20 protein-coding genes and 3 tRNA genes are annotated in these 24,373 nt (G+C 72.9%); 20 read left to right on the forward strand and 3 right to left on the reverse strand.

Annotated features, from left to right (window positions below; genetic code table 11):
* The 5 genes from ACQRUO_RS05545 to ACQRUO_RS05565 all read left to right on the forward strand — a co-directional run.
* A partial coding sequence (locus tag ACQRUO_RS05545) for an LCP family protein (RefSeq protein WP_428314587.1) occupies positions 1 to 1,378 on the forward strand: 1,378 nt, incomplete at its 5' end.
* Positions 1,379 to 1,512: 134 nt separating this feature from the next.
* Entirely contained in the window at positions 1,513 to 1,956 is a 444-nt protein-coding gene (gene rsfS, locus ACQRUO_RS05550) for a ribosome silencing factor (RefSeq protein ID WP_428314659.1), read from the forward strand.
* Complete coding sequence (locus tag ACQRUO_RS05555) at positions 1,953 to 2,600, forward strand: histidine phosphatase family protein (protein ID WP_428314660.1); 648 nt, start codon at positions 1,953 to 1,955, stop codon at positions 2,598 to 2,600. Before rsfS ends, ACQRUO_RS05555 begins: the two co-directional genes overlap by 4 nt.
* 149 nt (positions 2,601 to 2,749) lie before the next feature.
* Positions 2,750 to 2,822 (forward strand) — tRNA-Ala (locus ACQRUO_RS05560).
* Positions 2,823 to 2,859: 37 nt separating this feature from the next.
* Positions 2,860 to 2,932: transfer RNA gene (locus ACQRUO_RS05565), tRNA-Ala, on the forward strand.
* A gap of 86 nt (positions 2,933 to 3,018) precedes the next feature.
* Here ACQRUO_RS05565 and ACQRUO_RS05570 read toward each other — a convergent pair.
* Positions 3,019 to 3,939: a helix-turn-helix transcriptional regulator gene (locus tag ACQRUO_RS05570; RefSeq protein ID WP_428314588.1), complete on the reverse strand. Its 921-nt coding sequence runs from the start codon at positions 3,937 to 3,939 to the stop codon at positions 3,019 to 3,021.
* 101 nt (positions 3,940 to 4,040) lie between these two features.
* Here ACQRUO_RS05570 and ACQRUO_RS05575 point away from each other — a divergent pair, with 101 nt between their 5' ends.
* Positions 4,041 to 5,543, forward strand: coding sequence for an MFS transporter (locus tag ACQRUO_RS05575; protein ID WP_428314589.1), 1,503 nt, complete (start codon positions 4,041 to 4,043; stop codon positions 5,541 to 5,543).
* A gap of 152 nt (positions 5,544 to 5,695) precedes the next feature.
* Positions 5,696 to 5,768, forward strand: a tRNA-Ala gene (locus tag ACQRUO_RS05580).
* A gap of 103 nt (positions 5,769 to 5,871) precedes the next feature.
* Here ACQRUO_RS05580 and ACQRUO_RS05585 read toward each other — a convergent pair.
* Positions 5,872 to 7,170, reverse strand: a complete 1,299-nt coding sequence (locus ACQRUO_RS05585; protein ID WP_428314590.1) for an OFA family MFS transporter — start codon at positions 7,168 to 7,170, stop codon at positions 5,872 to 5,874.
* 176 nt (positions 7,171 to 7,346) lie between these two features.
* Between ACQRUO_RS05585 and ACQRUO_RS05590 the strand changes: the two genes are divergently transcribed.
* Positions 7,347 to 8,666, forward strand: coding sequence for a hypothetical protein (locus ACQRUO_RS05590; RefSeq protein WP_428314591.1), 1,320 nt, complete (start codon positions 7,347 to 7,349; stop codon positions 8,664 to 8,666).
* A 309-nt stretch (positions 8,667 to 8,975) separates the two neighbouring features.
* A complete protein-coding gene (leuS, locus tag ACQRUO_RS05595) occupies positions 8,976 to 11,867 on the forward strand; it encodes a leucine--tRNA ligase (RefSeq protein ID WP_428314592.1) in 2,892 nt (963 codons plus the stop codon).
* 459 nt (positions 11,868 to 12,326) lie between these two features.
* Here leuS and ACQRUO_RS05600 read toward each other — a convergent pair whose 3' ends face one another.
* Positions 12,327 to 12,614: a transposase gene (locus ACQRUO_RS05600; RefSeq protein WP_428314593.1), complete on the reverse strand. Its 288-nt coding sequence runs from the start codon at positions 12,612 to 12,614 to the stop codon at positions 12,327 to 12,329.
* Between the two features lie 140 nt (positions 12,615 to 12,754).
* On the opposite strand from ACQRUO_RS05600, the gene ACQRUO_RS05605 reads away from it, so the two are divergent.
* The 11 genes from ACQRUO_RS05605 to ACQRUO_RS05655 all read left to right on the forward strand — a co-directional run bounded on the left by ACQRUO_RS05605 (position 12,755) and on the right by ACQRUO_RS05655 (position 24,368).
* A complete protein-coding gene (locus ACQRUO_RS05605; protein ID WP_428314594.1) occupies positions 12,755 to 13,765 on the forward strand; it encodes a helix-turn-helix transcriptional regulator in 1,011 nt (336 codons plus the stop codon).
* A gap of 240 nt (positions 13,766 to 14,005) precedes the next feature.
* On the forward strand, positions 14,006 to 14,149 hold the full coding sequence (locus tag ACQRUO_RS05610) for a hypothetical protein (RefSeq protein ID WP_428314595.1): 144 nt from the start codon (positions 14,006 to 14,008) through the stop codon (positions 14,147 to 14,149).
* A 42-nt stretch (positions 14,150 to 14,191) separates the two neighbouring features.
* On the forward strand, positions 14,192 to 15,478 hold the full coding sequence (locus ACQRUO_RS05615) for a lysine N(6)-hydroxylase/L-ornithine N(5)-oxygenase family protein (protein WP_428314596.1): 1,287 nt from the start codon (positions 14,192 to 14,194) through the stop codon (positions 15,476 to 15,478).
* A 71-nt stretch (positions 15,479 to 15,549) separates the two neighbouring features.
* On the forward strand, positions 15,550 to 15,924 hold the full coding sequence (locus tag ACQRUO_RS05620; RefSeq protein WP_428314597.1) for a cupin domain-containing protein: 375 nt from the start codon (positions 15,550 to 15,552) through the stop codon (positions 15,922 to 15,924).
* The gene (locus tag ACQRUO_RS05625; RefSeq protein ID WP_428314598.1) at positions 15,921 to 17,570 is read left to right on the forward strand and encodes a class I tRNA ligase family protein; all 1,650 of its coding nucleotides are present in this window, start codon (positions 15,921 to 15,923) and stop codon (positions 17,568 to 17,570) included. Before ACQRUO_RS05620 ends, ACQRUO_RS05625 begins: the two co-directional genes overlap by 4 nt.
* Positions 17,567 to 18,823: an MFS transporter gene (locus ACQRUO_RS05630; protein WP_428314599.1), complete on the forward strand. Its 1,257-nt coding sequence runs from the start codon at positions 17,567 to 17,569 to the stop codon at positions 18,821 to 18,823. Before ACQRUO_RS05625 ends, ACQRUO_RS05630 begins: the two co-directional genes overlap by 4 nt.
* Positions 18,824 to 18,916: 93 nt before the next feature.
* A complete protein-coding gene (locus ACQRUO_RS05635) occupies positions 18,917 to 20,161 on the forward strand; it encodes an ATP-grasp domain-containing protein (RefSeq protein WP_428314600.1) in 1,245 nt (414 codons plus the stop codon).
* A 36-nt stretch (positions 20,162 to 20,197) separates the two neighbouring features.
* Positions 20,198 to 21,034 carry a dimethylargininase gene (gene ddaH / locus ACQRUO_RS05640; protein WP_428314601.1) on the forward strand — a complete coding sequence of 279 codons (837 nt, stop codon included), beginning with the start codon at positions 20,198 to 20,200 and terminating at the stop codon, positions 21,032 to 21,034.
* Between the two features lie 16 nt (positions 21,035 to 21,050).
* Positions 21,051 to 21,380: a hypothetical protein gene (locus ACQRUO_RS05645; protein ID WP_428314602.1), complete on the forward strand. Its 330-nt coding sequence runs from the start codon at positions 21,051 to 21,053 to the stop codon at positions 21,378 to 21,380.
* A gap of 2 nt (positions 21,381 to 21,382) precedes the next feature.
* Positions 21,383 to 23,119 carry an ABC transporter substrate-binding protein gene (locus tag ACQRUO_RS05650; protein ID WP_428314603.1) on the forward strand — a complete coding sequence of 579 codons (1,737 nt, stop codon included), beginning with the start codon at positions 21,383 to 21,385 and terminating at the stop codon, positions 23,117 to 23,119.
* Positions 23,097 to 24,368 (forward strand): ATP-grasp domain-containing protein, encoded by a 1,272-nt coding sequence (locus ACQRUO_RS05655; RefSeq protein ID WP_428314604.1) that lies wholly within the window; start codon positions 23,097 to 23,099, stop codon positions 24,366 to 24,368. Before ACQRUO_RS05650 ends, ACQRUO_RS05655 begins: the two co-directional genes overlap by 23 nt.
* Positions 24,369 to 24,373 lie beyond the last annotated feature (5 nt).

The raw sequence follows: 24,373 nt of genomic DNA on the forward strand, positions 1-24,373 counted from the left end.
GCCGGCCCCGCCGCGCCCGCGCCCGGCGCCGCCGGCTGCCGCGCCGGCCGCGCCCGAGGAGCCCTCCGAGCAGGTCGGCGGTCGCCGCCAGAGCCCGAAGCCGGCCCGGGACGGCGATCCGGACGCCTACCAGACGGGCGAGTTCACCTTCGTCGACGAGGAGGCGGAGGAGTCCGAGGACGTCATCGACTGGCTGAAGTTCGCCGAGTCGCGCACCGAGCGCCGCGACGAGCGCCGCCGCAAGCTGCGCAACCGGCTGATCGCCGGCGCCGTCGCCCTGGTGCTGGCGGTCGGCGGCACGGTGGGCTACCTGTACGCGACCGGCGCGCTGGGCGGCGGCCCGTCGGCCGCCGCCGCGGTCGGCCAGCGCAGTGTCGACATCGTCCACCTGCGCGACCTGCAGGGGAAGGTGACCAGCGCGCTGCTGGTGAACGACGCGGCCGGGCACAAGGGCTCGATGCTGCTGCTGCCGGACACCCTGCAGCTGCCCTCCGACGGGGACACCCCGACCACCCCGCTGGGCAGCGCGATGGACTCGCTCGGCCCGGCCTCCACCCGCGAAGCGGTGGCCAACCTGCTGGGCGCCCCGGTGGCCGGCACCTGGCGGCTGGACACGCCCTACCTGCGCCTGCTGGTCGCCCAGCTGGGCGGGATCAAGGTGGACACCAACGCCGCGGTCAACGGCCCGGACGGCAAGCCGCTGGTCGACAAGGGCCCGGGCCGGATGCTCACCGGCGACGCCGCCGTGGCCTACGCGACCTACCAGGCACCGGGCGAGAGCCGGGACGCCCAGCTGCAGCGGTTCGGCCAGGTGCTCACCGCGGTGATCGCCGCGATGCCCACCACCATGGCCGATGCCACCGACGACGTGCACAAGATGGGCGCGGTGCTCGACCCCTCGCTGCCCGAGAGCGCGCTGGCCGGTCTGCTGGTGGAGCTCTCCCGGCAGGCCCAGGCGGGCCACTTCAGCACCACCGAGCTGCCGGTGCAGCCGGGCGGCACGCTGGACCAGGCCACGGCGGCCCCGGTGGTCAAGGACGTGCTCGGCGGCACCGTGCACCTGGCCGCCGCCACCAGCGCCCCGGCCCGGGTGAGCATCGTGGACGCCACCGGGACCAGCGGCGCCGCCCAGGCCGCCCAGGTGCAGGTGGTCGACGCCGGTCTGACCTTCGTCCCGGGCGGGCCGACCGCACCGGGCCCGCAGGCGACCAGCGAGATCGACTACACCGACGACGGTCGCCGGGCGGCCGCCCAGTCGCTCGCCACCACCCTGGGGCTGCCGGCGGGCGCGGTGAAGAAGGTCACCACCGCGCAGACCGCGGACCTCGTGGTGGTGCTCGGCAAGGACTACCAGGTGCCGCAGGCACCGGCGCAGTGAGCCCCGGCCGAGCGGGCCCGACCGGCGGTGCCGGGCGGGTCCGCTCGGCGGTGCCGCCGCCGGCCGACCGGGCACGCTCGGGCGGCGTGAGATCCTGGACGGTGAAATCCATGTCATCGAGCCGGAAGAACATCGTGACCGCAACCGAACGCTCGCAGGAACTGATCACCGTCGCCGCCCAGGCGGCGGCCGACAAGCTTGCGCACAACGTGATCGCCTTCGACGTCAGCGACGTCCTGGCGATCACCGACGCCTTCCTGATCGCCTCCGCGGCCAACGACCGCCAGGTCAAGGCGATCGCCGAGGAGATCGAGGACAAGCTGCGCGAGCAGCTCGACGCCAAGCCGGTGCGCCGGGAGGGCGAGCGCGACGGCCGTTGGATCCTGCTCGACTACCTGGACATCGTCGTGCACGTCCAGCACTCCGAGGAGCGCTCCTTCTACTCGCTGGACCGCCTCTGGAAGGACTGCCCGGAGCTGCCGCTGCCCGCGGACGCGATGGCCACCCGCAACCGTCCCGAGGACGCCGCCACCGATGAGGCGGGCAACGCCGTCGGCTTCATCCAGGACTTCAGCTGACCAGCCGCGCGGGGGGCCCGCGGATCGTCTTCTGGCGGCACGGCCAGACCTCCTGGAACCTGGAGTCCCGGTTCCAGGGCAGCACCGACATCCCGCTCACCGAGCACGGCCGCGGCCAGGCCCGGCGGGCGGCCCGGCTGCTCGCCGGTCTCCGGCCCGACCTGCTGATCTCCTCCGACCTGCAGCGGGCCGCCGACACCGCCACCGAGCTGGCCCGGCTGACCGGACTGGACGCGCAGCTGCACGAGGGCCTGCGGGAGACCTACGCGGGCAGCTGGCAGGGCCTGACCCACGACGAGATCCGAGCGCGTTACCCGGAGGAGTACGCGGCCTTCGGGCGCGGCGAGCCGGTGCGGCGCGGTGGCGGCGAGCTGACCACCGAGGTCGCCGACCGCTCGGTGCCGGTGGTGTTGGACGCCGTCGAGAAGCTGCCGGAGGCGGGCACCCTGGTGGTGGTCAGCCACGGCGGCACCATCCGGACCATGCTCGGCCGGCTGCTCGACCTGGACGCGACCCAGTGGGAGTGCTTCGGCGGGCTGTCCAACTGCTGCTGGTCGGTGCTCGGTCGCGGAGCCCGCGGCTGGCGGCTGCTGGAGCACAACGCGGGCACCCTGCCCGAGCCCGTGATCGGCGACGACACCTGAGCGGCGGGGCGTGCGGGGCGGTCCCCGGCGGGCGGGGCAGGACGGCCGCCCGGAGGGGATTTCGCCATTCGGGGTCTGACCAGCTAGAGTCTTCCTCGTTCGCAGGAGAGAACGCGGCCCGAAAGGGTGGTGGAGGATCCGGGACGTGCGGGGCTGTAGCTCAGTTGGTAGAGCGCTTGCATGGCATGCAAGAGGTCCGGGGTTCAATTCCCCGTAGCTCCACTCCGCACCAGCGGTCCATGGCGGCCGCGCGGTCCGCGGGGCTGTAGCTCAGTTGGTAGAGCGCTTGCATGGCATGCAAGAGGTCCGGGGTTCAATTCCCCGTAGCTCCACAGACGATCGAGGGCCGGTACCGAAAAGGTACCGGCCCTCGGTGTTTTCCCCGCTCCGGGTGCCCCGGCGGCCGCCGCCGGTGGGCTCAGTGCCGGTGCCGCTCGCCGACCGCGGCGTCCGGGTGGGCGGAGAGCCAGGTCAGCCGCTCCCGGTCCAGCTCCCGTTGGGGGGTGTAGACGACCATGTACAGCTCCGGCGAGCCCGGGATGGTCAGGTAGGCGGCCTGCGCCCGGATCTCGCCCACCGCCGCGTGCCGGAACACCCGCAGCGCCGTGCTGGCCGGCGCGACCTGCTGGGAGGCCCACAGCTCGCGGAACCGCGGGCTGGCCGAGGAGAGCAGCCGCACCCAGTCCTCCCAGGCCGGTTCGCCCACGTGCGAGGCGTAGGAGGCCCGCATCACGCCGACCATCCGCGGCAGCTCCTCGTCCCGGTTGCGGAACGGGTTGCAGCAGTCCGGGACCACCAGGGCGCACCAGATCGAGTTCCGCCGGCCGTGCGGGGCCGTGGTGCGGGTGGCGCCGGGGAAGAGCGCGTCGTAGGCGGTGTTGAAGGCGAGCACGTCGTAGCGCCGGTTGCTGATCGCGGCCGGCATCGGGGTCAGCCCGTCCAGGATCGCCTGCATCGCCGGGTCGACGGTGGGGCAGAGCGACCCCTCCTGGTCCGGGGTGGGCAGGCCGGCCAGCCGGAGCAGGTGCGCGCGCTCCACCTCGTCGAGCAGCAGCGCCCGGGCCACCGCCGCCAGCACCTGCTCGCTGGCGTTGATCGGGCGCCCCTGCTCGAGCCAGGTGTACCAGGTGACCCCGACCCCGGCGAGCTGCGCCACCTCCTCGCGGCGCAGGCCCGGGGTGCGGCGGCGCAGGCCCGGCGGCAGGCCGACGTCCTCGGGGGTGACCCGGGCCCGGCAGGCCTTGAGGAAGGCCGCCAGCTCGGTCCGGCGCGCCTGGGCCTGGCCCGGTCCGGCGGAACCGGTGGTGGTGGCCGCTCGGGCGGGGTCCAGCACGGTCATTCCGTTGTCCTCTCGGAGCCTCAGACGGGTGGGAGGTAGTGCCGGTACCAGGATCGGCAGGCTCTAACCACCAGTATCAGACCCCGGTCAGAGTAGTATTCATGACGGACATTCAGATTTTCCGCTCGATACGCTCGTCGGCTCCGGTCGGCGCCGCCGGTCCGCCCCCGGCCGGTGCGGCCACCGGCGCCGCCCCCGGTGCTCCGGCCGCCGGCGGCCGGAGCGGCCTGCTGCTCGCCCTGATCCTCACCGGCCAGTTCATGGCCGTGCTCGACGTCGCCATCGTCAACGTCGCCGCGCCCACCCTGCAGAACGACCTGCACGCCTCCGGCGCCGGCCTGCAACTGGTGATCGCCGGCTACACCATCGCCTACGCCGTGCTGCTGATCACCGGCGCCCGACTGGGGGCCCGGTTCGGGCACCGGCGGCTCTTCCAGCTCGGGCTGGTCACCTTCACCAGCGCCTCGCTGGCCTGCGGCCTGGCGCAGAACACCGACAGCCTGATCGCCTTCCGGCTGGTCCAGGGCGCCGGAGCCGCGCTGATGGTGCCGCAGGTGATGAGCCTGATCCAGAAGACCTTCACCGGGGCGGCCCGGGCCCGGGCGCTCGGCATCTACACCGCCGTGCTGGCCGGGGCCAGCGTGGTCGGCCAGATCCTCGGCGGGGTGCTGGTGAGCGCCGACCTGTTCGGCTCCGGCTGGCGTCCGGTCTTCCTGGTCAACGTGCCGATCGGGGTGGTGCTGCTGGTGGCCGGGCACCGGGTGCTGCCCGAGCTGCCGGTGGACCGCGAGCGGCGGTTCGACCTGGTCGGCCTGGTGGTGCTGGCGGCGGCGATCTGCCTGCTGGTGGTGCCGCTGGTGCTCGGCCACGAGCTGCACTGGCCGCTCTGGGGCTGGCTGATGCTGGCCGGCTCGGCGGTGGCCTTCGGGCTTTTTGTGCTCGTCGAGCGGCGGATCGCGGCGCGCGGCGGGCAGCCGCTGATCCACGGCCGGGTGCTGCGCTCGCCGGGCCTGCTGACCGCCGGGGGCGCGATCTTCCTGATCATGCTGGAGTTCTCCGGCTTCATGTTCTCCTTCGCGCTGCACCTGCAGGCCGGCCTCGGCTACAGCGCGTTGCGCGCCGGGCTGCTGTTCGGCCCGGTCGCCATCGGGTTCGGCCTGGCCGGCCTGCACTGGCAGCGGCTGCCGCAGCGGCTGCACCTGCCGCTGCCGCTGGTCGCGCTGGTGCTGGTCGCGGCCGGCTACCTGGGGCTGGGTCAGTTGCTGCGCGCCGGGGACCGGCTCGGGGTCGCCGCCGAACTGTTGCTGCTGGTGGTCGGCGGGGCGTCCGGCCTGGCCTACGGCCCGCTCTTCGCCCGGGCGCTGAGCCGGGTGGCGGCCGAGGACGCGGCGGACGCCAGCGGGGTGATGGTGACCATGATCCAGCTCGGCTCGGTGGTCGGGGTGGCGCTGCTCGGCACCGTCTTCCTCAGCTCGGTGACCTACCCGGCGCCGCCCGCCGGCTCGGGCCACGCCTTCGCGGTGACCAGCGTCGCGATGCTCGCCGCCTCGCTGCTGGCGGCCGGCTTCACGCTGCGCACGCACCGCGCGGCGGCGCTCGACTAGCCGCGCGCCGGGGTCCGTCACCCGTCCCGGCCCGCCCGCGTGGAGGCGGGCCGGGGAACGGATTCGTTAACCGTCCCGTCGACCGTGTAAAGTAAGACGTGTCGCCGCGGGAAACCGGGGGCGGCAAAAAAATGCGTCGAAGTGACGTGTGCGGGGCTGTAGCTCAGTTGGTAGAGCGCTTGCATGGCATGCAAGAGGTCCGGGGTTCAATTCCCCGTAGCTCCACAGTGAACGAGTGGCGCCTGGGTCTCCCAGGCGCCACTCGGCGTTTTCGGCCCGGGCCGGGCCGTGGCCGCGCGGTGGGGGCTTCGGGGGCTTGGGGACGCCGTCAGCGGGCCGGCGGGCGCCGGGTCAGCCGGGGGAGCAGCGCCGCGGTCACGGTGATCGTGCCGAGCACCAGGAACGCCGTCGCGTACGAGGAGCTCGCCGCCAGCCCGGAGACCAGCAGCGGCCCGGCGATCCCGGCCAGGCTCCAGCCGATCAGCATCAGCCCGTACACCCCGCCCGCGTGGGCCAGCCCGAAGAAGTCCGAGGCCAGCGCCGGCATGGTGGCGAAGCCGCCGCCGAAGCAGAGGCAGACCAGGGCGGCCAGCGGGAAGAAGAGCGCGGGGGAGCTGGTCCGGGAGAGCGCGAGCAGGCACAGGCCCTGGGTGGCGAGCATCAGCACGAAGGCGGTCAGCAGACCGGTGCGGCCGGACAGCCAGCCCCAGAGCGGGCGGCCGACGGTGTTGAAGATCCCGAGCGCGCCGGTCAGCGCCGCCGCCGCGGTCGGGCTCAGCCCGGTCAGGCTGCCGGCCGCGGGGGCCAGCACCGCGAGCATGCTGATCCCGGCGGAGGTGTTGAAGAACAGGATCAGGGTCAGCAGGTACCAGGAGCGGGTGCGCAGCGCCTGGGTCGGGCGGTAGCCGGCGGCCGCGTGCGCGGAGAGCCCGGGGCGGGTGGGCAGCGGCCGGGTGGCCGGCGGGTTGTGGAAGAAGGCCGCGCCGGTGAGCGTGGTGACCAGGAAGAGCGCGCCGAGCACCAGCAGCGCGCGGGCCGGGTTGACCGCGAAGTGCGCCACCAGCAGCCGGGCCAGCGGGGCGCTCAGCACCGAGCCGAGCCCGAACCCGCCGGTGGCCACCCCGGCGGCCAGCGCCCGGTGTCCCGGGAACCAGCGCTGCAGCAGCGTGGTCGGCACGATGTAGCCGAGCCCCAGGCCGACCCCGCTGATCACGCCGTAGCCCAGCAGCACCAGCCAGAAGTCCGCCCGGCCGTGGGCGCAGCCAGCCAGCAGCAGCCCGCCGGCGTAGAGCACGCCGGCCAGCAGGGCGATGCCGCGCGGCGGTCGCCGGCTCATCAGCCGGCCGCCGAGTACGGTGCCGAGGAAGACCAGCGCGTGCGCGGTGACGAACGGCAGCCCGGCCTCGTCCCGGCCCAGCGCGAAGGCGCTGCCGGGCGACTGGAGCCCGGCCGACAGGATGCTCCAGGAGTAGACCGACCCGTAGGCCAGCTGGTTGAGCACCACCGCGGCGGCCACCAGGCCCCGGCGGCGGCCGATCCGCCGTCGCGGTCCGGGCGGGGCGGCACCGGTGGCGCCGCGGCCGGGGCGGATGAGCAGGGCGGTCGACTGCAAGAAGATCACCGTCATTCCGGAAGGGGGTTTTCCGGGGTGTCATACGGTGAGTGACCACATCGGGTTACGGTGCCCGCGACCCGCCGCCCTGACCAGGTGAAACCGCTGGACCATTCGGCCCTGTCGGACACGGAGCGTGAGGTGCTCGCGTTGTCGCCCGTCGGCCGGACGGAGCCCGCTACCGTCGGGCCATGGCCGACCTCGCCCGCACGCGCAACGAAGAGCTCGCCCGGATACTGCACCAGCTCTCCTGGAGCCCCGAGCGGCTGGCCCGCGAGGTCAACCAGGTGCTGCCCGCCGGCCTGTCGATCAGCCTGACCGCCCCCTACAAGTGGCGCGACCGCGGCATGGTGCCCCGGGCGCCGCACGACCAGACGGTCTGCGAGGTGCTCAGCCGGGCGGTCGGCATCGCGGTCACCTACGAGCAGCTGTGGGGCCGGATGGGTCGCAGCCGGGGCGCCAAGGTGCTGTCGGCCCGGCTGCTGACCGACCCCTGGACGGCCGACACCGCGCAGACGGCGCTGCGCGAGGCGGGCGCGCAGGCCGCCCCGGTGCGGCTCACCGACCTGTTCCGCGGCAGCGAGCTGGCCGACGCGGTGGAGCACTGGTCCGCCCCGCCGCCGCCGCTGACCGGCGGCGAGGGGGCGCTGCGGGTCACCGCCGGGCAGCTGGCCGACCTGCGGCTGGGCTACCAGGGCAAGCGGCGCCTGGCCGAGGCCTGTGGCGGCGGGCTGGTGCTGGAGCCGGCCCGGGCCGAGCTGCAGATGGCGGGCAAGCTGCTGGAGCTCGGCGGCTACGCGGACCAGGAGCCGCTCGGCCGGGCGCTGTACGCGGCGGCCGGCCGGCTGGCCCGGCTGGTCGGCTGGGCGGCCGCCGACCTCGGGCAGGAGGCGGCCGCCCAGCGGGCGTACGTGGCGGCGCTGCGGGCCGCGCACGCGGCCGGGCGGCCGCGGCTGGCGATGAGCGTGATCGGGGCCCTGGCGGTGCAGGTCAGCTACCAAGGGGCCGGGCGCGGGCTGGACCCGGCGGCGCTGCTGGAGCGCGCCCTCGCGGCGGTGGGCGACCGGCTGACGCCGGCTCAGCACGGCCGTCAGCTGGGCCGGCTGGCGCTGGCGCAGGCCCGCGGCGGGCGGCGGGAGGCGGCGCTGGCTGCCGCCGAACGGGCCTTCGCACTGCTCGAGGCGGGCGGCGGGCCGCGGGCCGAGCTGCTCGGGCTGGTCGGCGGGGCCCACCTCTTCCTGGACGAGCCGCAGCGCGCCCGGCCGCTGCTGGCCGAGGCGGCGGCCGAGGCGAGCGGGGTGCGGGCCCGGGCGCTGCTGCTGATCCGGCTGGCCGAGTGCTGGCGGCGCACCGGCGACGCCGGGCGGGCCGCCGAGGCGGCCGGCCAGGCGCGGCGGCTGGCGGCCGGCATGCAGTCGCAGGTGGTGGCGCGCACCCTGCGCGAGTTCGATGCCCCGAGCCGCCGGCCCGCGCCGCTCGCGACGGCGGCCGAGCGTGACCGATCGGGGTAGCGGTCACCACGGGCGCCCTGCGATCTGCGGCCGGCCTGGAGCCGTCCGGATCCGGGGCGCGGCCCGCGCCCGGAATCGGCCTGCGGTACCCTGCTGCCATGCGAACCGTGCGCCTGCTCCTTAGCCGGCCGCGCTGACCAGGACCGGCCGAGCCCAGCGGGCCATGCCGGAGTCAGCGTGGCGACCCCTCCTGTCGAGGGGCTTTTTTGTTTGACCCGCGGCTTCGGCGCTGTTCCCGCCCGTTCTGAGCGCCGTGCCTGTCACCACCGCTGACGATTCGCGACCTGACACGATGGAGCCTGAAGAACCATGAGCGAGACGACCCCTGCGGCCGCCACCGAGCCGTTCCGGTACACCGCGAGCCTGGCAGCCGAGATCGAGAGCCGCTGGCAGGACATCTGGGAGAAGGAGGGGACGTTCAACGCCCCCAACCCGACCGGCCCGCTGGCCTCCGCGACCGCCGGTGCCGCCGAGGTCGCCGCCAAGCCGCACAGCTTCATCATGGACATGTTCCCGTACCCGTCCGGGGCCGGTCTGCACGTGGGCCACCCGCTGGGCTACATCGCCACCGACGTGTACGCCCGCTTCCAGCGGATGACCGGCCACAACGTGCTGCACACCCTGGGCTACGACGCCTTCGGCCTGCCCGCCGAGCAGCACGCGGTCGCCACCGGCGTGCACCCGCGGGTCTCCACCGAGGCCGCGATCGGCAACATGCGCGCCCAGCTGCGCCGCCTGGGCCTGGGCCACGACTCCCGCCGGTCGATCTCCACCATCGACCCGGAGTACTACCGCTGGACCCAGTGGATCTTCCTGCAGATCTTCGACTCCTGGTACGACCAGGCCGCCGGCCAGGCCCGCCCGATCGCCGAGCTGGTGGCGCAGTTCACCGACGGCTCCCGCCCCACCCCGGACGGCCGCCCCTGGGCCGAGCTGACCGGCCTGGAGCGCGAGGAGCTGCTGGGCGAGTACCGCCTGGCGTACAGCAAGGAGGTGCCGGTCAACTGGTGCCCGGGCCTGGGCACCGTGCTGGCCAACGAGGAGGTCACCGCGGACGGCCGCTCCGAGCGCGGCAACTTCCCGGTCTTCAAGTCCAAGCTGCGCCAGTGGATGATGCGGATCACCGCCTACGGCGACCGGCTGATCTCCGACCTGGACCACCTGGACTGGCCCGAGGCGATCAAGCTGCAGCAGCGCAACTGGATCGGCCGTTCCGAGGGCGCCCGGGTCGACTTCACCGTGCCGACCCACAACGGCGGGGCGGGCGAGCAGGCCGTCACCGTCTTCACCACCCGCCCGGACACCCTGTTCGGCGCCACCTACATGGTGCTGGCGCCCGAGCACGAGCTGGTCGACGCGATCGTCCCGGCCGCCTGGCCGGCCGAGACGCACGCCGACTGGAAGGGCGAGGCGCACAGCCCGGCCGAGGCCGTCGCCGCCTACCGGGCCGCGGCCGCCGCCAAGTCGGACGTCGAGCGGCAGGTCGACGCCAAGGTCAAGACCGGTGTCTTCACCGGCGCCTACGCGACCAACCCGGTCACCGGCAAGCCGATCCCGGTCTTCATCGCCGACTACGTGCTGATGGGCTACGGCACCGGCGCGATCATGGCGGTCCCCGCCCACGACCACCGCGACTTCGCCTTCGCCCGCGCCTTCTCGCTGCCGATGACCTGCGTGGTCGAGCCGACCGACGGCCGCGGCACCGACCCGGCCGAGTGGGACGACGCCTTCGACAGCTACGACGCCCCGATCGTCAACTCGGCGAGCGCCGAGCTGTCGCTGGACGGCCTGCGGGTCCCCGAGGCGAAGAGCACGGTCACCGCCTGGCTGACCGAGCGCGGCATCGGCGAGGGCACCGTCAACTACCGCCTGCGCGACTGGCTGTTCAGCCGCCAGCGGTACTGGGGCGAGCCCTTCCCGATCGTCTACGACGAGGACGGCGTGATGCACGCGCTGCCCGAGTCGATGCTGCCGGTCGAGGTCCCGGAGGTGGGGGACTACTCGCCGCACACCTACGACCCGAACGACGCCGCCAGCACCCCGAAGACCCCGCTGTCCCGCAACGAGGCCTGGGTCAACGTCGAGCTGGACCTGGGCGACGGCCCGAAGACCTACCGGCGCGAGACCAACACCATGCCCAACTGGGCCGGCTCCTGCTGGTACGAGCTGCGCTACGTGGACCCGGTCAACGCTGCCGCCGTGGTCGACCCGGCCAACGAGGCCTACTGGATGGGCCCGACCGCGCAGAAGCCGGCCGGCGGCGTCGACCTGTACGTCGGCGGTGCCGAGCACGCGGTGCTGCACCTGCTGTACGCCCGGTTCTGGCACAAGGTGCTGCACGACCTGGGCCACGTCTCCTCGATCGAGCCGTTCCACAAGCTGTTCAACCAGGGCATGATCACCGCCGACGTCTACCGCGACGCGCGCGGCTTCCCGGTGCCGGCCGTCGAGGTCGAGGAGGTGGCCGGCGGCTACGTCTGGCAGGGCGAGCCGGTCACCCGCGAGGCGGGCAAGATGGGCAAGTCGCTGAAGAACGCGGTCGCGCCGGACACCATCTGCGCCGAGTACGGCGCCGACACGCTGCGCCTGTACGAGATGTCGATGGGCCCGCTGGACGTCTCCCGCCCGTGGGACCCGCGCGCCGTGGTCGGCTCCTACCGTTTCCTGCAGCGGCTGTGGCGCAACGTGGTCTCCGAGGAGACCGGCGAGCTGGTGGTCGGCGACGAGCCGGCCGACGAGGCCACGCTGCGCGCGCTGCACAAGGCGATCGACGGGATCCGCGGCGACCTGGCCGGGCTGCGCTTCAACACCGCGGTGGCCAAGGCGATCGAGCTGAACAACCACCTGGTCAAGCGCGGTTCGACGCCGCGCGAGGTGGCCGAGGCGCTGGTCCTGATGGTCGCCCCGCTGGCCCCGCACGTCGCCGAGGAGCTGTGGCGCAAGCTGGGCCACACCGACTCGCTGGCCTTCGCCGACTTCCCGGTCGCCGACCCGGCCTACCTGGTGGACGACACCGTCACCTGCGTGGTCCAGGTCAAGGGCAAGGTCAAGGCCCGGCTGGAGGTCCCGCCGGCGATCTCGGACGCCGAGCTGGAGACCCTGGCGCTGGCCGACCCGGCGGTGCAGGCCGCGATCGGCGGGGCGCCGGTGCGCAAGGTGATCGCCCGGGCGCCGAAGCTGGTGAACATCGTCACGGGCTGACGTCGCAGCCCACGCGCAGCAGGGCCGGTCGCCGTCGGGCGGCCGGCCCTGCTGCGTTCGGCGGGCGATCCGGCCCGGTCGAGCCGGACTTGCGCCTTCGGTGCCGAATTGCGCCGGTAAACGCAAATTGGCCTCGAATTTACGGCGGAATATTTCCGCCCCCCGCGTCCGACCTTATTCGCAGGATTGCAACAATCCGGCTCTTGCCGTTTCCGGGGGCACCGGCTACATGTCCCGAAGACGGTTCGCCGGGCCCCGGCGGTCCGGTCGGCGGACTGCTCGGTCGACGCAGACCGATTCCCCTGAGTAGCAGCGGTTTCGACAAGCGTGCGGTAAGGTTCCGGTTGTGTTTGAGAACCGGGTGGGGAGGGGGCTGCGGCTCCGGCCGCAGAGCGGCTGCGTAGCCTGCTTATGCCTTCGCCTGCCCGCGGCCGGGTCGCTCGAGCGTGACCGGGCCATTTACCAGGGCGGCGGCCAGTTATTCAGGAGCTCCTGTTTATCGAGGGCTTCCCGAACGCGTTCCAGGGTTCCGTCGGAGTCCCATTGCCGGTGGTACCAGTAGGCGGTGGGCCATGGCGGGAACTCGTCCGGGAGATGCCGCCACGGGCAGCCGGTCTGCCTGACGAAGAGGACTGCGGCGGCGATCCGGCGTCGCGGGTGCTTCTCCTTGCGCCCGCCGCGAGGGCCGGAGTTCGGCTTCGGCAGCAGCGGCTCGACCAGCTCCCACTGCGCGTCCGTGAGATCCACCGCGGGCTCCCTTCCTGAACCGCCCGAATTTCACATTTCCGGTGCCCCCAGGTCGTCGTTGATCGGGTTACCGCTGACAGCACTGATCGCTCAACCGATTCGCTGAGTTGCCCAATGTTACTAACGTGTGGGGGGCCACCGTGTCAGGAGAACAGAGCACCATGGCCGACGGCGACATTGCCTCGGCCTACACCCTGCTGCTGAGCGAGCCGTCGGTCCGCCGTTCGGACCTCGCCGTTCATCTGGGGCGAAGCGACGACGAGACCTCGGTTCTGCTGAATCGCATGTTCGAGCTGTCGCTGATCCACGACTCGGGGCCGGAGGAGGCACCCGGGCCCGAGGCGCCGCTTGTGGCGGCACATCCGGCCCTCGCGATGCAGCAACTCATCGCGCGCGAGCAGGCGGTGCTGGACGAACGCTGGAAGCGGATCCAGCGCGGCTACGAGCTGTTCTCCTCGGTGATGCCCACGTTCACGGTGAAGAGTAGCCGACCGGATGAGGACTGTATGCCGGAACGACTGGACGGACTGCACGCAGTTCGCCAACGCCTCGAGGAACTGGCGGTCCGGGCCCACACGGAGATCGCGGCCTTCACCCCGCCGGCCGCCAACCCGACCAACGCCCGCAGCGCCAGCAGACCGCTCAACCAGGCGGTGCTCGCCCGGGGGGTGCGGATGCGCACCCTCTACCCCGACTCGATCCTCGCCGAGGGCCCGGCGATGGAGTACGCCGCCGAACTGGTCGCCGCCGGTGCGGAGATCAGGATCACGCCGCGGGTGCCGCTGCGGCTGCTGGTGGTGGACCGCCGCGTTGCCGTGGTCCCGCTCGATCCGAACGACGGCAGCAGCGGCGGGATGCTGATCCGCGACCCGGGCACGGTCACCGCCCTGATGGCGCTCTTCGAGTCCTACTGGCACGCCAGCCAGTCGCTCGCCGAACTGACCACCAAGTCGGAGGAGTGCAGCCTGGTCGAGCAGACCATCCTGCGGCTGCTCGCCTCCGGCGCCAAGGACGACGCGGTGGCCCGCCAACTCGGCATGTCAGTAAGAACCTTGAGACGTGGCATCGCCGATCTGATGGACCGGCTGAACGCCCACTCACGGTTCGAGCTGGGTGTGGAGGCGGTCAAGCGTGGCTGGATCGACCGCTAGCGCCGCACTTGTGGTCACCGTGACGAGGCTGCAGCCCCAGGGCTGTGGCCTCGTCTCTTTCGGGGCCGGACCGGCCTGATGTCCGGTTTGTACCGCCTGACACTGAGCTGCCATGGCACGTGCTGCCGCCTCGAGGAGCGGTGACAACCCCCTGGAGGTCGGCTTTAGTTGTGGCTCAAGTCGGCCGCAGATGCCGGCAATCGGCCAGCCGATCAGGCTCCCAATCTCTGAGGACTCTTCATGACGCGTGTCCTGAGCGCCGTTTTCGCTGTCACCGCTCTCCTCGCGCTTTCCTTGACCGCCTTGAGCTCGCAGCCGAACAGTTTCGAGTGGGGCAGCCGTCCGATCTCGCCGGTTCCGCACGTGGCGGCGGCCACCATCTGAGCACCGTCGTAACCGAGACCTGTCGAGCGGGAGGCGTTTACCTTGGGTATCCAAGAAGTCGATGTACTGGCGGTGGGCGGCGGCCCCGCCAACCTGGCCTTCGCGGTGGGTGTCGAGGAGATGGCACCGGAGCTGGCCGCCCGGACCCTGGTGGTCGACGACCACGAGGCGCCGGTCTGGCAGCCCGGTCTGTTGATCCCGTGGACCCAGAGCCAGGTGTCCTTCCTGAAGGACCTGGTGACGATGCGGAACCCGCGCAGCCGGTTCTCCTTCGTCAACTTCCTGCACAGCACCGGGCGACTGGACGAGTTCGTCAACCTCGGCAGCTTCACCCCGTACCGGCTGGAGATCTCCAACTACCTGCGCTGGGTGGCCGAGTCCCTCTCGCTGGTGCGGGTCGCCCACGGCCGCCGGGCGGAGCGGATCGAGCCGGTCCGGGCGGCGGGCGGCGCCATCGTGGGGTGGCAGACCCGCTTCACGGACGGCTCCGCGGTCGAGTCCCGGAGCCTGTCCATCGGGATCGGCCGTGAGCCGCACATCCCCGAGGTGTTCAAGGCGCTGCCGGCCGAGCGGGTGATCCACAGCACCTCCTACACGCAGCGGATCGGCGCGCTCGATCCGGCCGGCGCCCACCGGGTGGTCGTGGTCGGCGGTGCGCAGAGCGCCGCGGAGATGCTCTACGCGACCCACCAGGCGATGCCGAACGCCCAGGTCACCATGGTGATGCGGGCGATCGGCCTGAACGGCTACGAGAGCAGCAAGTTCACCAACGAGCTCTACTACGCCTCGTTCGTCGACGAGTTCTTCGACGCCCAGCCCGAGGCGCGCACCCAGCTGCTCGCCGAGATGCACCGCAGCAACTACGCGGGCCTGGCCCCGGCCACCCTGGACACGCTCTACCGGCAGATGTACCTGGAGCGCCTCACCGGCGCCGAGCGGATGCACATCACCCCGATGGTGGACATCACCGACGCCCAGCTGGACGGTGACGAGGTGGTGCTCACGCTGGCGGACCGGAAGACCGGCGCGCTGCGCGAGCTGCGCTGCGACGTGGTGCTGCTCGGCACCGGCTTCCAGAAGACGATGCCCTCGCTGATCCGCCAGCTGGCCGACTCGGCCGAGCTCGAGGACATCAGGGTCACCCGCAACTACCGCCTGGAGCTGCCCGCCTCGGCCTCCGCCTCGGTCTACCTGCAGGGCGTCAACGAGGCCAGCCACGGGATCTCCGACTCGCTGCTCAGCGTGCTCGGCACCCGGGGCGGGCGGATCGTCGAGGACCTGCTCGCGCACCGCGCCGACACCGACCTGGCCGCCGTGCCGGCAGCCTGAGGCCGCAACCCCCGAATCCCGCCGGCCGCGGGACCCGAACTGCCTTGCCAGCAACCGAAGAAGGAAACCCGATGGAATTCCGCAGGCTCGACCGCGCGAACCTGGCCCACGAGTACGGCGTGGAGTCGCAGCGCATCCTCCCGTGGCCGGCACTGAACGCCCCGTTCGAGGGCGCGTACGCGGTGGTCCGCCCCGGCACGTCCACCACCCCGCACTCGCACCACGAGTACGAGATGTTCGTCGCCACCAAGGGCGAGGCGGTGCTGAGCAGCGGCGGCGTGCGCGCCCCGTTCCGGGCCGGCGACGTGGTGCACTTCCGCCCCGGCACCGAGCACGAGGTCATCAACGAGACCGACGGTGACTTCGAGTTCTTCAGCGTCTGGTGGGACGCCGAGCTGGCGGCCAAGTTCTCCGCCCGCCACGAGGCCGAGGCAGCGGCGGAGTGACCGCCGACGCGCCGCGCGCGATCGTCATCGCGCCGTTCGCCACCCCGAACGGGCCGCTGCACGCCGGCCACCTGGCCGGGCCCTACCTGAACGCCGACGTCTACGCCCGCTACCTGCGGGCGAGCGGCCGCTCGGTGGTCTTCCCGACCGGCACCGACGACAACCAGACCTACGTCACCTCCACGGCGCTGCGCCGCGGGGTGACCGCCGACCAGCTGCTCGCCGACTCGGCCGACGGGGTCCGGCGCAGCGTGGCGGCGGCCGGGATCTCCACCACCGGCTTCGTGCCGGCCGCAGAGTCCTACGCCACGGCCGTGCTGGACTTCCTGACCGCGCTGCACGACGCGGGCAGGCTCGCGCTGCGCGAGGTCCCGCTGCCGTACTCCGAGGCGCGCGGCGAGTTCCTGCTGGACGGACTGGTGGCGGGCGAGTGCCCGGTCTGCCTGGACACCACCTGCGGCGGTGTCTGCGAGAGCTGCGGCCACCCGGTGGACTACGCCGAACTGCGCGACCTGCGCTCCACGGTGGACCCCGCCGACCCGGTCACGCTGCGGCCCACCGCGCTGCTGGTGCTGCCGATGGAGGAGTACCGCGAGCAGCTGACCCGCTTCCACGCGGAGCGCCCGTTCCGCTGGCGGCCGCACATCGAGCAGCTGATCGGCGAGCTGCTGGCGCGCCCGCTGCTCGACCTGCCGATCACCTACCCGATCGGCCGGGGCATCCCGGCGCCGTTCGCCGAGACCCCGGGCCAGGTGATCAACCCGTGGGCCGAGGCCATGGCCCAGTGCATCCACGGCAGTTGGTACGCGCTGGCCGAGCAGGGCGAGCGGACCGCGGCGGTCGACGAGCACTGGAAGGCCGAGCACGCGGCGGAGCTGGTCTACTTCCTCGGCTTCGACAACGCGCCCAACTGGGCGATGACCTACGTGGCGCTGCTGCTGGCGCACGGCGAGCGCTACGTCCGCCCGACCGCGATCGTCTGCAACGAGTTCTACGAGCTCGGGTACGAGAAGTTCTCCACCAGCCGCAACCACGTGGTGTGGAGCGAGGAACTGATCGCCGAGGTGCCGCGCGACCTGGCCCGCTTCTACCTGGCGCTGACCAGCCCGGAGTTCCGGCGCAGCAACTTCAGCCGGGCCGAGCTGCCGGTGGTGGTCAACCGCCGGCTGGTGGAGCCGTGGAACGCGCTGGCCGAGGCGCTGGCGAAGGCGAGCGCGCCGGTGGCCGAGGGCACCCTGCTGGACGTCAGCGCCCAGGGCCGGCGCAGGGCCGCCGCGCTGGCCGAGCGGCTGCGGCCGCACTACCGGCTGCCCAGCTACAGCATCTCGGCGGCGGCCGAGGCGATCTCGGCGCAGCTGGGCCGGCTGCGTGACCGGGCCGACCGGGTGGCCGGTGACCTGACCGCGCTGGCCGACCTGCTCTTCGAGGTCCGCACGCTGCTGGCGTACGCCGCGCCGATCCTGATCGACACCGCCGAGCGCGCCGCGGCGGCCGGGATCGACCTGGTGCTGGAGCGCGGTGGTGCCACCATCGCGGCCTTCACCCTGCCCGAGCTGCCCGGCCCGGAACTGCCCGGCCCGGCCGTGCCCGGCCCGGCCGTGCCCGGCCCCGACCTGTCCCGCCCCGTCGAATCGAGTGCCCCGTGACCTCCCCGGCCGCGAAGCCGCCGCTGACGCGCAACGAGAAGCTGTTCGTCCCGGCGGTCTTCATCACCAACCTCGGCAACAACATCCAGCTGATCGCGGCCTCCCTGCTGGCCTACAAGGCCACCGGCACCACGCTCTCGGTCGGCTGGGTGTTCATCGCCTCGGCCATCCCGCAGGTGCTGCTGTCGGTCTACTTCGGCCGGGTGGCCGACCGGGTGGACCGGCGGACGCTGTGCGTGCTGGCCGACACGATCAGCATGGTGGCCGCGGCGGCCCTGCCGACCGTGATCCTGCTCGGCGGCAACCCCGAGGTCGCCGCCTACGTCACCAGCTTCGTGCTGTCGGCCGTCGCGGCCCTCTACATGCCGGCCAGCGCCGCCCTGATGAAGGAGCGGATCTCGGACGCCCGGATGGCCCGGTTCAGCGCCAACTACGAGATCGCCTCGCAGGCCGGCTTCCTGATCTCCGCCACCATCGGCGGGGTGGCCGTGCAGTTCGTCGGCACCAAGCCGCTGTTCTACTTCAACGCGGCCACCTTCGCGCTCTCGGCCCTGCTCACCTGGGCGATGGGCAGGCGGGTGCCGGCCCCGGTGCAGAGCGCCGAGGAGGGCGAGCAGGCGGCCGCGGCGGCCGAGCAGACCCGGCGGGCGAACCGTTCGCTGGTGCTGCGGCTGGGCGCGCTCTTCGTGGTCAGCGCCACGGTGATCACGGTGGTCAACACGCTGCTGCTGGTCCTGGTGATCCACAAGTTCAAGATGGGCGCGGCCTTCCTGGGCCTGACCGACGCGGCCGCCGGGGTCGGCTTCACGCTGGGCGCCACCCACTTCAAGCGGCTCCAGGAGCGCTTCGACTACCGGGTGCGGATCGTGGTGGGCCTGGTCTCCACCGGCCTGATCGAGATCCTGATGCCGCTGAGCGTGTGGAGCCTGCTGCCGCTGATCTTCGCCGCCGGCTACACCTTCGGGCTGGGTCGGCTGACCGTGCGCACCGAGCTGATGAAGGCGATCCACGAGAGCCGGGCGGGGCGGGTCTTCGGCACCGCGAACGCGGTGGGCCTGGCCTCCGCGCTGGTGGCCACCCTGGCGCTGTCGCAGGTGTCGGACCACGTCAGCGTGAGCGCCGCCTTCATGATCCTGGGTCTGGTCGGCGCGGTGCCGGCCGCGTTGGTCACCGCCTCGCTGGCCCGCACCCGGCCGGCCGTGCTGCCGGTCGTGCTTCCCGAGCCCGAGCCGGTGCCCGACTCGGTCGGCTGATCCCCGTGGGGCCGGACCCGCGGTCCGGCCCCACGCACCCCACACCCACACCCACACCCCAGAGCCGGCACGCAACCAAGGGAGGTTGACCGGATGAGACTGCTCGCCGTGGAGGCCAGGCAGAATGCGACCTACTACCTGTCGCGGTACCGCCAGGTGGAGGAGTACGGGGGCGAGCTGTTCGTCCTCAACGGCCAGGGAACCGAGGACTTCTGGCCGGCCGAGCGGTACCGGCTGGCGGGCTCGCAGCGGATCGAGGACATCATCGCGGCCGCCAAGGAGTGGCATGCGGAGCACGCCTTCGAGGGCGTGATCACCTTCTCCGAGTCGGGCGTGCTCACCGTCGCGGCGGTGGCCGAGGCGCTCGGCCTGCCGAGCGTGGGCGTCGAGGCGGCCCGGACCAGCCGCAACAAGCTGCTGATGCGCCGGGCGCACGAGCGCGGCGGCGCGCCGCACGCGGCCTACCGCTTCGTGACCAGCCTGGACGAGGCGCTGGCGGCGGGCGAGGACTTCGGCTACCCGGTGATCCTCAAGCCCACCCTGGGCGCGGCCAGCAACCTGGTCTTCAAGGTCGACGACCCCGCGGCGATGCGCGAGCGCTACCCGGACGCGGCCACCGGGATCGGCGACATGTCCTGGTTCCGGATGGAGGCCGAGGGGCTGGACCTGGGTCCGCAGGGCCTGTTGGTGGAGTCCTACCTGGACGGCCGCGAGTACCTGATCGAGGCGGTGGTCTGGGACGACGAGGTCTTCCTCGGTTCGGTGGTGGACCGGGTCACGGTCGAGGGCGACACCTTCGACGACGACGTCCACCAGGCCCCCACCTCGCTGAGCGCCGAGGACCTGGTCAAGGTGCACCGGGCGGTGCGGGCGGGCGCCCTGGCCCAGGGGCTGCACCGCAGTGTGATGCACGCCGAGGTGCGCTTCCACCAGGGCGAGCCGCACCTGCTGGAGATCGCCATCCGCCCCGGCGGCGGCGGGCTGGACCTGATCGCCCGGCTCACCGCCGACCACTGCCCGATCCGCGCGGTGATGGAGGTGGCCCGCGGGCGGCGGCCCGAGGTGCGCCACTACCAGCCGACCGGCGTGCACGTGGCGGCGATGTGCCTGATCTGCCAGGCCGGCCGGATCGTCGGGATCGACGTGCCGGACGAGATCAGCGAGTCCGAGAAGGTCTTCTTCCTCAAGATCACCGCGGCACCCGGCGACGTCATCCGGCGTCCGCCGGAGGGCAACAACATCCTCGGCTTCCTCGGCACCACCGGGGACAGCGCCGAGGAGGCATTCCGGACCATGAACGACTTCGCCGCCAGGATCACGGTCCGAACGGCCGACTGACGGCGAATCAGCTTCCGACACCCCTGGAGGAACCCCGTGCTGGAGGACACTGTGCGCACCGCGACCCGGCGGCACTACCTGATGTGCCGGCCGACCCACTACGACGTCACCTACACCATCAACCCGTGGATGGACCCCGCCAAGCCCACCGACAACGGCGTCGCGATCGCCCAGTGGGAACGGATCCACGACCTCTTCGTCGAGCTCGGCCACCGGGTCGAGCTGATCGAGCCGATCGAGGGCCTGCCGGACATGGTCTTCGCGGCCAACGGCGCCACCGTGCTGGACGGCAAGGTGCTGCCGGCCAACTTCCGCTACGGCGAGCGGATCCCGGAGGGTCCGGCCTACGCGCAGTGGTTCAAGGACGCCGGTTGGGCCGAGGTGGTCGAGCCGGTCGCGGTCAACGAGGGCGAGGGCGACCTGCTCTTCGACGGCCTGCGGATCCTGGCCGGCACCGGCTTCCGCACCGACCCGGCCGCGCACCAGGAGGCCCAGGAGCTGTTCGGCCACCCGGTGGTCAGCCTGACCCTGGTCAACCCGCGCCACTACCACCTGGACACCGCGCTCTCGGTACTCGCCCGGGGCGAGGTCATGTACTACCCGGCCGCCTTCTCGGCCGGCAGCCTGCAGGTGCTGCGCAAGCTGTACCCGGACGCGATCCTGGCCGGTGACGCCGACGCGGCGGCCTTCGGCCTGAACGCGGTCTCCGACGGGCGCAACGTGATCCTGCCGCAGCAGGCCACCGGGCTGATCGCCCAGCTGCGCGAGCGCGGCTTCGAGCCGCACGGTGTCGAGGTCTCCGAGCTGCTGCGGGCCGGCGGTGCCGTCAAGTGCTGCACCTTGGAGCTGCGCGGCGCCGATCGGGCGCGGTAGCGGGGGAGGGGGAGGAATGATCGACTACCACGGCCGGCGCTTCCGCAGCGCCGAGATCCCGCCCGGCCAGGGGGCGGAGGCGGTCTACCGCCAGCAGGGCGACCTGCTCTGGGCCGAGTTCTCCGGCGGCGAGATCCGGCACGGCTCGCTCAGCGGGCTGTGCGGGCCCGACGGCGTCCTGGAGTTCGGCTACACCATGGTGCGCACCGACGGCGCGGTGATCTCCGGCCGTTCGGTCAGCCGGCCCGAGCTGCTGGCGGACGGCCGGATCCGGCTGCACGAGCGCTGGGAACGGTACGGTGCCCATGCCGAGCGCGGCACCTCGGCCCTGGAAGAGGTGCGGTGAGCGTGGCGGAGCGACCGCGCCGGGGTGGTTCGGTCACCCTGGCCTGCACCCCGGGCGTGGTGCCCGAGTACATCTTCCCCTTCACGCCGGTGGAGTACTACACCACCACCAACCTGCAGGAGTTCCAGGCCCTGCTGTACCGACCGCTGTACTGGTACGGCAGCGGCGGGCAGCCGGGCGTGGACGAGCGGCGCAGCCTCGCGCTGCCGCCGCAGTGGTCGGCGGACGGGCGCACCGTCACGGTGACCCTCAAGCCCTGGCGCTGGTCGGACGGCAGCGTGGTCGGGGCCGACGACGTGCTGCGCTGGATGCGGCTGCTCGAGGCGCGCAAGGCCGACTTCGGCGGCTACGTGCCCGGCTGCTTCCCGGACAACCTGACCGGCTACCGCAAGGTCGCCGAGGACCGGGTCGCCTTCACCTTCGACCGGGTGTACTCCAAGCGCTGGGTGCTGATGAACCAGCTCAGCACCGTCACCCCGGTGCCCGCCGCCTGGGACCGGACCGCGGAGGGGCCGGCCGACTGCCTGTCCCGCCCCGAGCGGGCCGAGGAGGTCTGGCGCTACCTGCGCGCCTGCAACGACGACCGGGCGGGCTGGGTCGAAAGCCCGGTCTGGGGTGTGGTCAACGGGCCCTGGCGGCTGGCCGGTTACGGTCCGCAGGGGCTGCGGTTCGTGCCCAACGACGCCTACTCGGGGCCGGACCGCCCGTGGCTGGACGAGTTCCGCCAGGTGCCGAGCGAGTCCAACGAGGCCCAGTACCGGCGCCTCGAGCAGGGCCCGCACGGCCCCGACGCGATCCAGATCGGCTTCCTGCCACCGGAGTCGGTCACCGAGCCGACCGACGACCCGACCCGCGGCGGCCCGAACCCGCTGGCCGAGCACTACCGGCTGGTTCCCCAACTCACCTACAAGGTGAACTACTTCCCGGTCAACTTCCTCAATCCGACGGTGGCCGGCGCGATCCTGCGCCAGCCCTACCTCCGCCAGGCGCTTCAGAGCGTGCTGGACCAGGACGGCGCCATCCGCGACGTCTACCACGGCTACGGCTACCGGACCACCGGACCGGTCCCGCTGCTGCCGGACAGCGAGCTCATCTCGCCCCGCCAGCGCGGCAACCCCTTCCCGTTCGACGTCGAGCGGGCCCGGGCCCTGCTGGCCGAGCACGGCTGGGACGTCTCGCAGACCCCGGCGGTCTGCACCGACCCCGCGCTGGCCGGCGAGGGCATCGAGGCCGGCACCCGGCTGAGCCTGGTGCTGCGCTACGCGGTCGGCTACCCGACGCTGGCCCGGATCATGGAGAAGCTGCGCACGGACGCCGCGGCGGCCGGCATCGAGCTGACCCTGACCACCGCCGAGCAGCGGGTGATCGCGGACGAGGACACCACCGGCAAGCCGGACTGGCAGCTGACCAACTGGAACGGCGGCTGGATCTACGGCCCGGGCTACCACCCGACCGGGGAGTTCCTCTTCCGCACCGGGGCCAACATGAACTTCGGCAGCTACGCCGACCCGGAGACCGACGAGCTGATCGACCGCACCCTGGCCGGCGACGACCTCGCCGACTTCCACGCCTTCCAGGACCGGATCGCCGCCCAGGCCCCGGTGATCTGGATGCCGAACCTGCCGGCCCGGCTGCTCGAGGTGGACCGCCGGCTGCGGGGCGTGGAACCGCTCAACCCCTACGGACCGATCAATCCCGAGGACTGGTACTACGCCGATGACCACTCCAGCGACAACTGACGGCCTGATCCTGCTGATCGGCAGCGGCGGGCGCGACTACCGGGAGTACCTGCTGGCCGGCGCCGCCGCGCGGCGGCCGCTGTGGCTGCTGGACGCCGCCGAGCCGACCTGGCAGCGCCCGCACCTGGCCGGCGCCACCGTGGTCCCGCTGCTGGACCCCGAGCGCCTGGTGCCCGACGTGGAGGGGCTGGTGAAGGCCGCCGCCGCGGTGGCGGCCGACCACCCGGTGGCCGGGGTGTTCAGCTACGACGAGACCCTGGTGACCGCCACCGCCGAGGTGGCGGCCGCGCTCGGCCTGCCCGGACTGGGCGTCGAGGGCGCCGACAACTGCCGGGACAAGCACCGCACCCGCCGGCTGCTGACCGAGGCCGGGCTGCTCCAACCGCGCTTCGCGCACGTCGGCACGCTCGCCGAAGCACAGGCCGCGGCCGGGGAGTTCGGCTACCCGGTGGTGCTCAAGCCGCGCGGCATGGGCGCGAGCATCGGGGTGGTGCGGGCGACGGGCGCCGCCGAGCTGGCGGCCGCCTTCGCGGTCGCCGAGGGCGCCGGCCAGGGCGGCAACCCGGCCTACCGGGGCGGGGTGCTGGTCGAGGAGTTCCTCGACGGACCGGAGATCTCGATCGACGGCGCGGTGCACCAGGGCCGGTACACGCCGTTCTTCCTGGCCCACAAGCAGGTCGGCGCCGCGCCCTACTTCGAGGAGACCGGGCACACGGTCAGCGCCGACGAGCCGCTGCTCGCCGACCCGGAGCTGACCGGGATGCTCGCCGCGGCGCACCGCGCGCTGGGCCTGCGGGACGGCATCACCCACACCGAGGTGAAGCTGACCGCCCGCGGGCCGGCGATCGTCGAGGTCAACGGCCGGCTCGGCGGCGACCTGATCCCCTACCTGGGCAAGCTGGCCACCGGCCTGGACCCGGCGCGGATCGCGGTGGACGTGGCCGCCGGCCGGGAGCCGGAGCTGGCGCACCGCAGCACGGCGACGGTCGGCATCCGGTTCGCCTACCCGCCGCAGGACGGGGTGGTGCGCGAGGTGCTGCTCCCGGTGGCCGGGCAACTGCCCGGGCTGCGGGCGGCCGCCGCGATCGCCGGGCCCGGCACCCTGCTGCGGCTGCCGCCGCGCGGCTACATCGCCCGGCACGCCTACGTGATCGCCGAGGCCGCGGACCGGGCCGGCTGCCTGGCGGCGCTGGACGCGGCCGAGGGGGCGGTCGGGCTGCGGCTCGACCCGGCCGAGCCGCAGGAGTAGGCCCG

This window comes from Kitasatospora sp. LaBMicrA B282 (assembly GCF_050325825.1).
GTDB lineage: Bacteria > Actinomycetota > Actinomycetes > Streptomycetales > Streptomycetaceae > Kitasatospora.

Bases quoted from the DNA above. Each gene is read 5' to 3' on its own strand.
- ACQRUO_RS05645 (WP_428314602.1), top strand. From the start codon at position 21,051: ATGATCGACTACCACGGCCGGCGCTTCCGCAGCGCCGAGATCCCGCCC.
- ACQRUO_RS05575 (WP_428314589.1), top strand. From the start codon at position 4,041: ATGACGGACATTCAGATTTTCCGCTCGATACGCTCGTCGGCTCCGGTC.
- ACQRUO_RS05655 (WP_428314604.1), top strand. From the start codon at position 23,097: ATGACCACTCCAGCGACAACTGACGGCCTGATCCTGCTGATCGGCAGC.
- ACQRUO_RS05620 (WP_428314597.1), top strand. From the start codon at position 15,550: ATGGAATTCCGCAGGCTCGACCGCGCGAACCTGGCCCACGAGTACGGC.
- ACQRUO_RS05585 (WP_428314590.1), bottom strand. From the start codon at position 7,170: ATGACGGTGATCTTCTTGCAGTCGACCGCCCTGCTCATCCGCCCCGGC.
- ACQRUO_RS05570 (WP_428314588.1), bottom strand. From the start codon at position 3,939: ATGACCGTGCTGGACCCCGCCCGAGCGGCCACCACCACCGGTTCCGCC.
- ACQRUO_RS05590 (WP_428314591.1), top strand. From the start codon at position 7,347: ATGGCCGACCTCGCCCGCACGCGCAACGAAGAGCTCGCCCGGATACTG.
- leuS (WP_428314592.1), top strand. From the start codon at position 8,976: ATGAGCGAGACGACCCCTGCGGCCGCCACCGAGCCGTTCCGGTACACC.
- ACQRUO_RS05610 (WP_428314595.1), top strand. From the start codon at position 14,006: ATGACGCGTGTCCTGAGCGCCGTTTTCGCTGTCACCGCTCTCCTCGCG.
- ACQRUO_RS05635 (WP_428314600.1), top strand. From the start codon at position 18,917: ATGAGACTGCTCGCCGTGGAGGCCAGGCAGAATGCGACCTACTACCTG.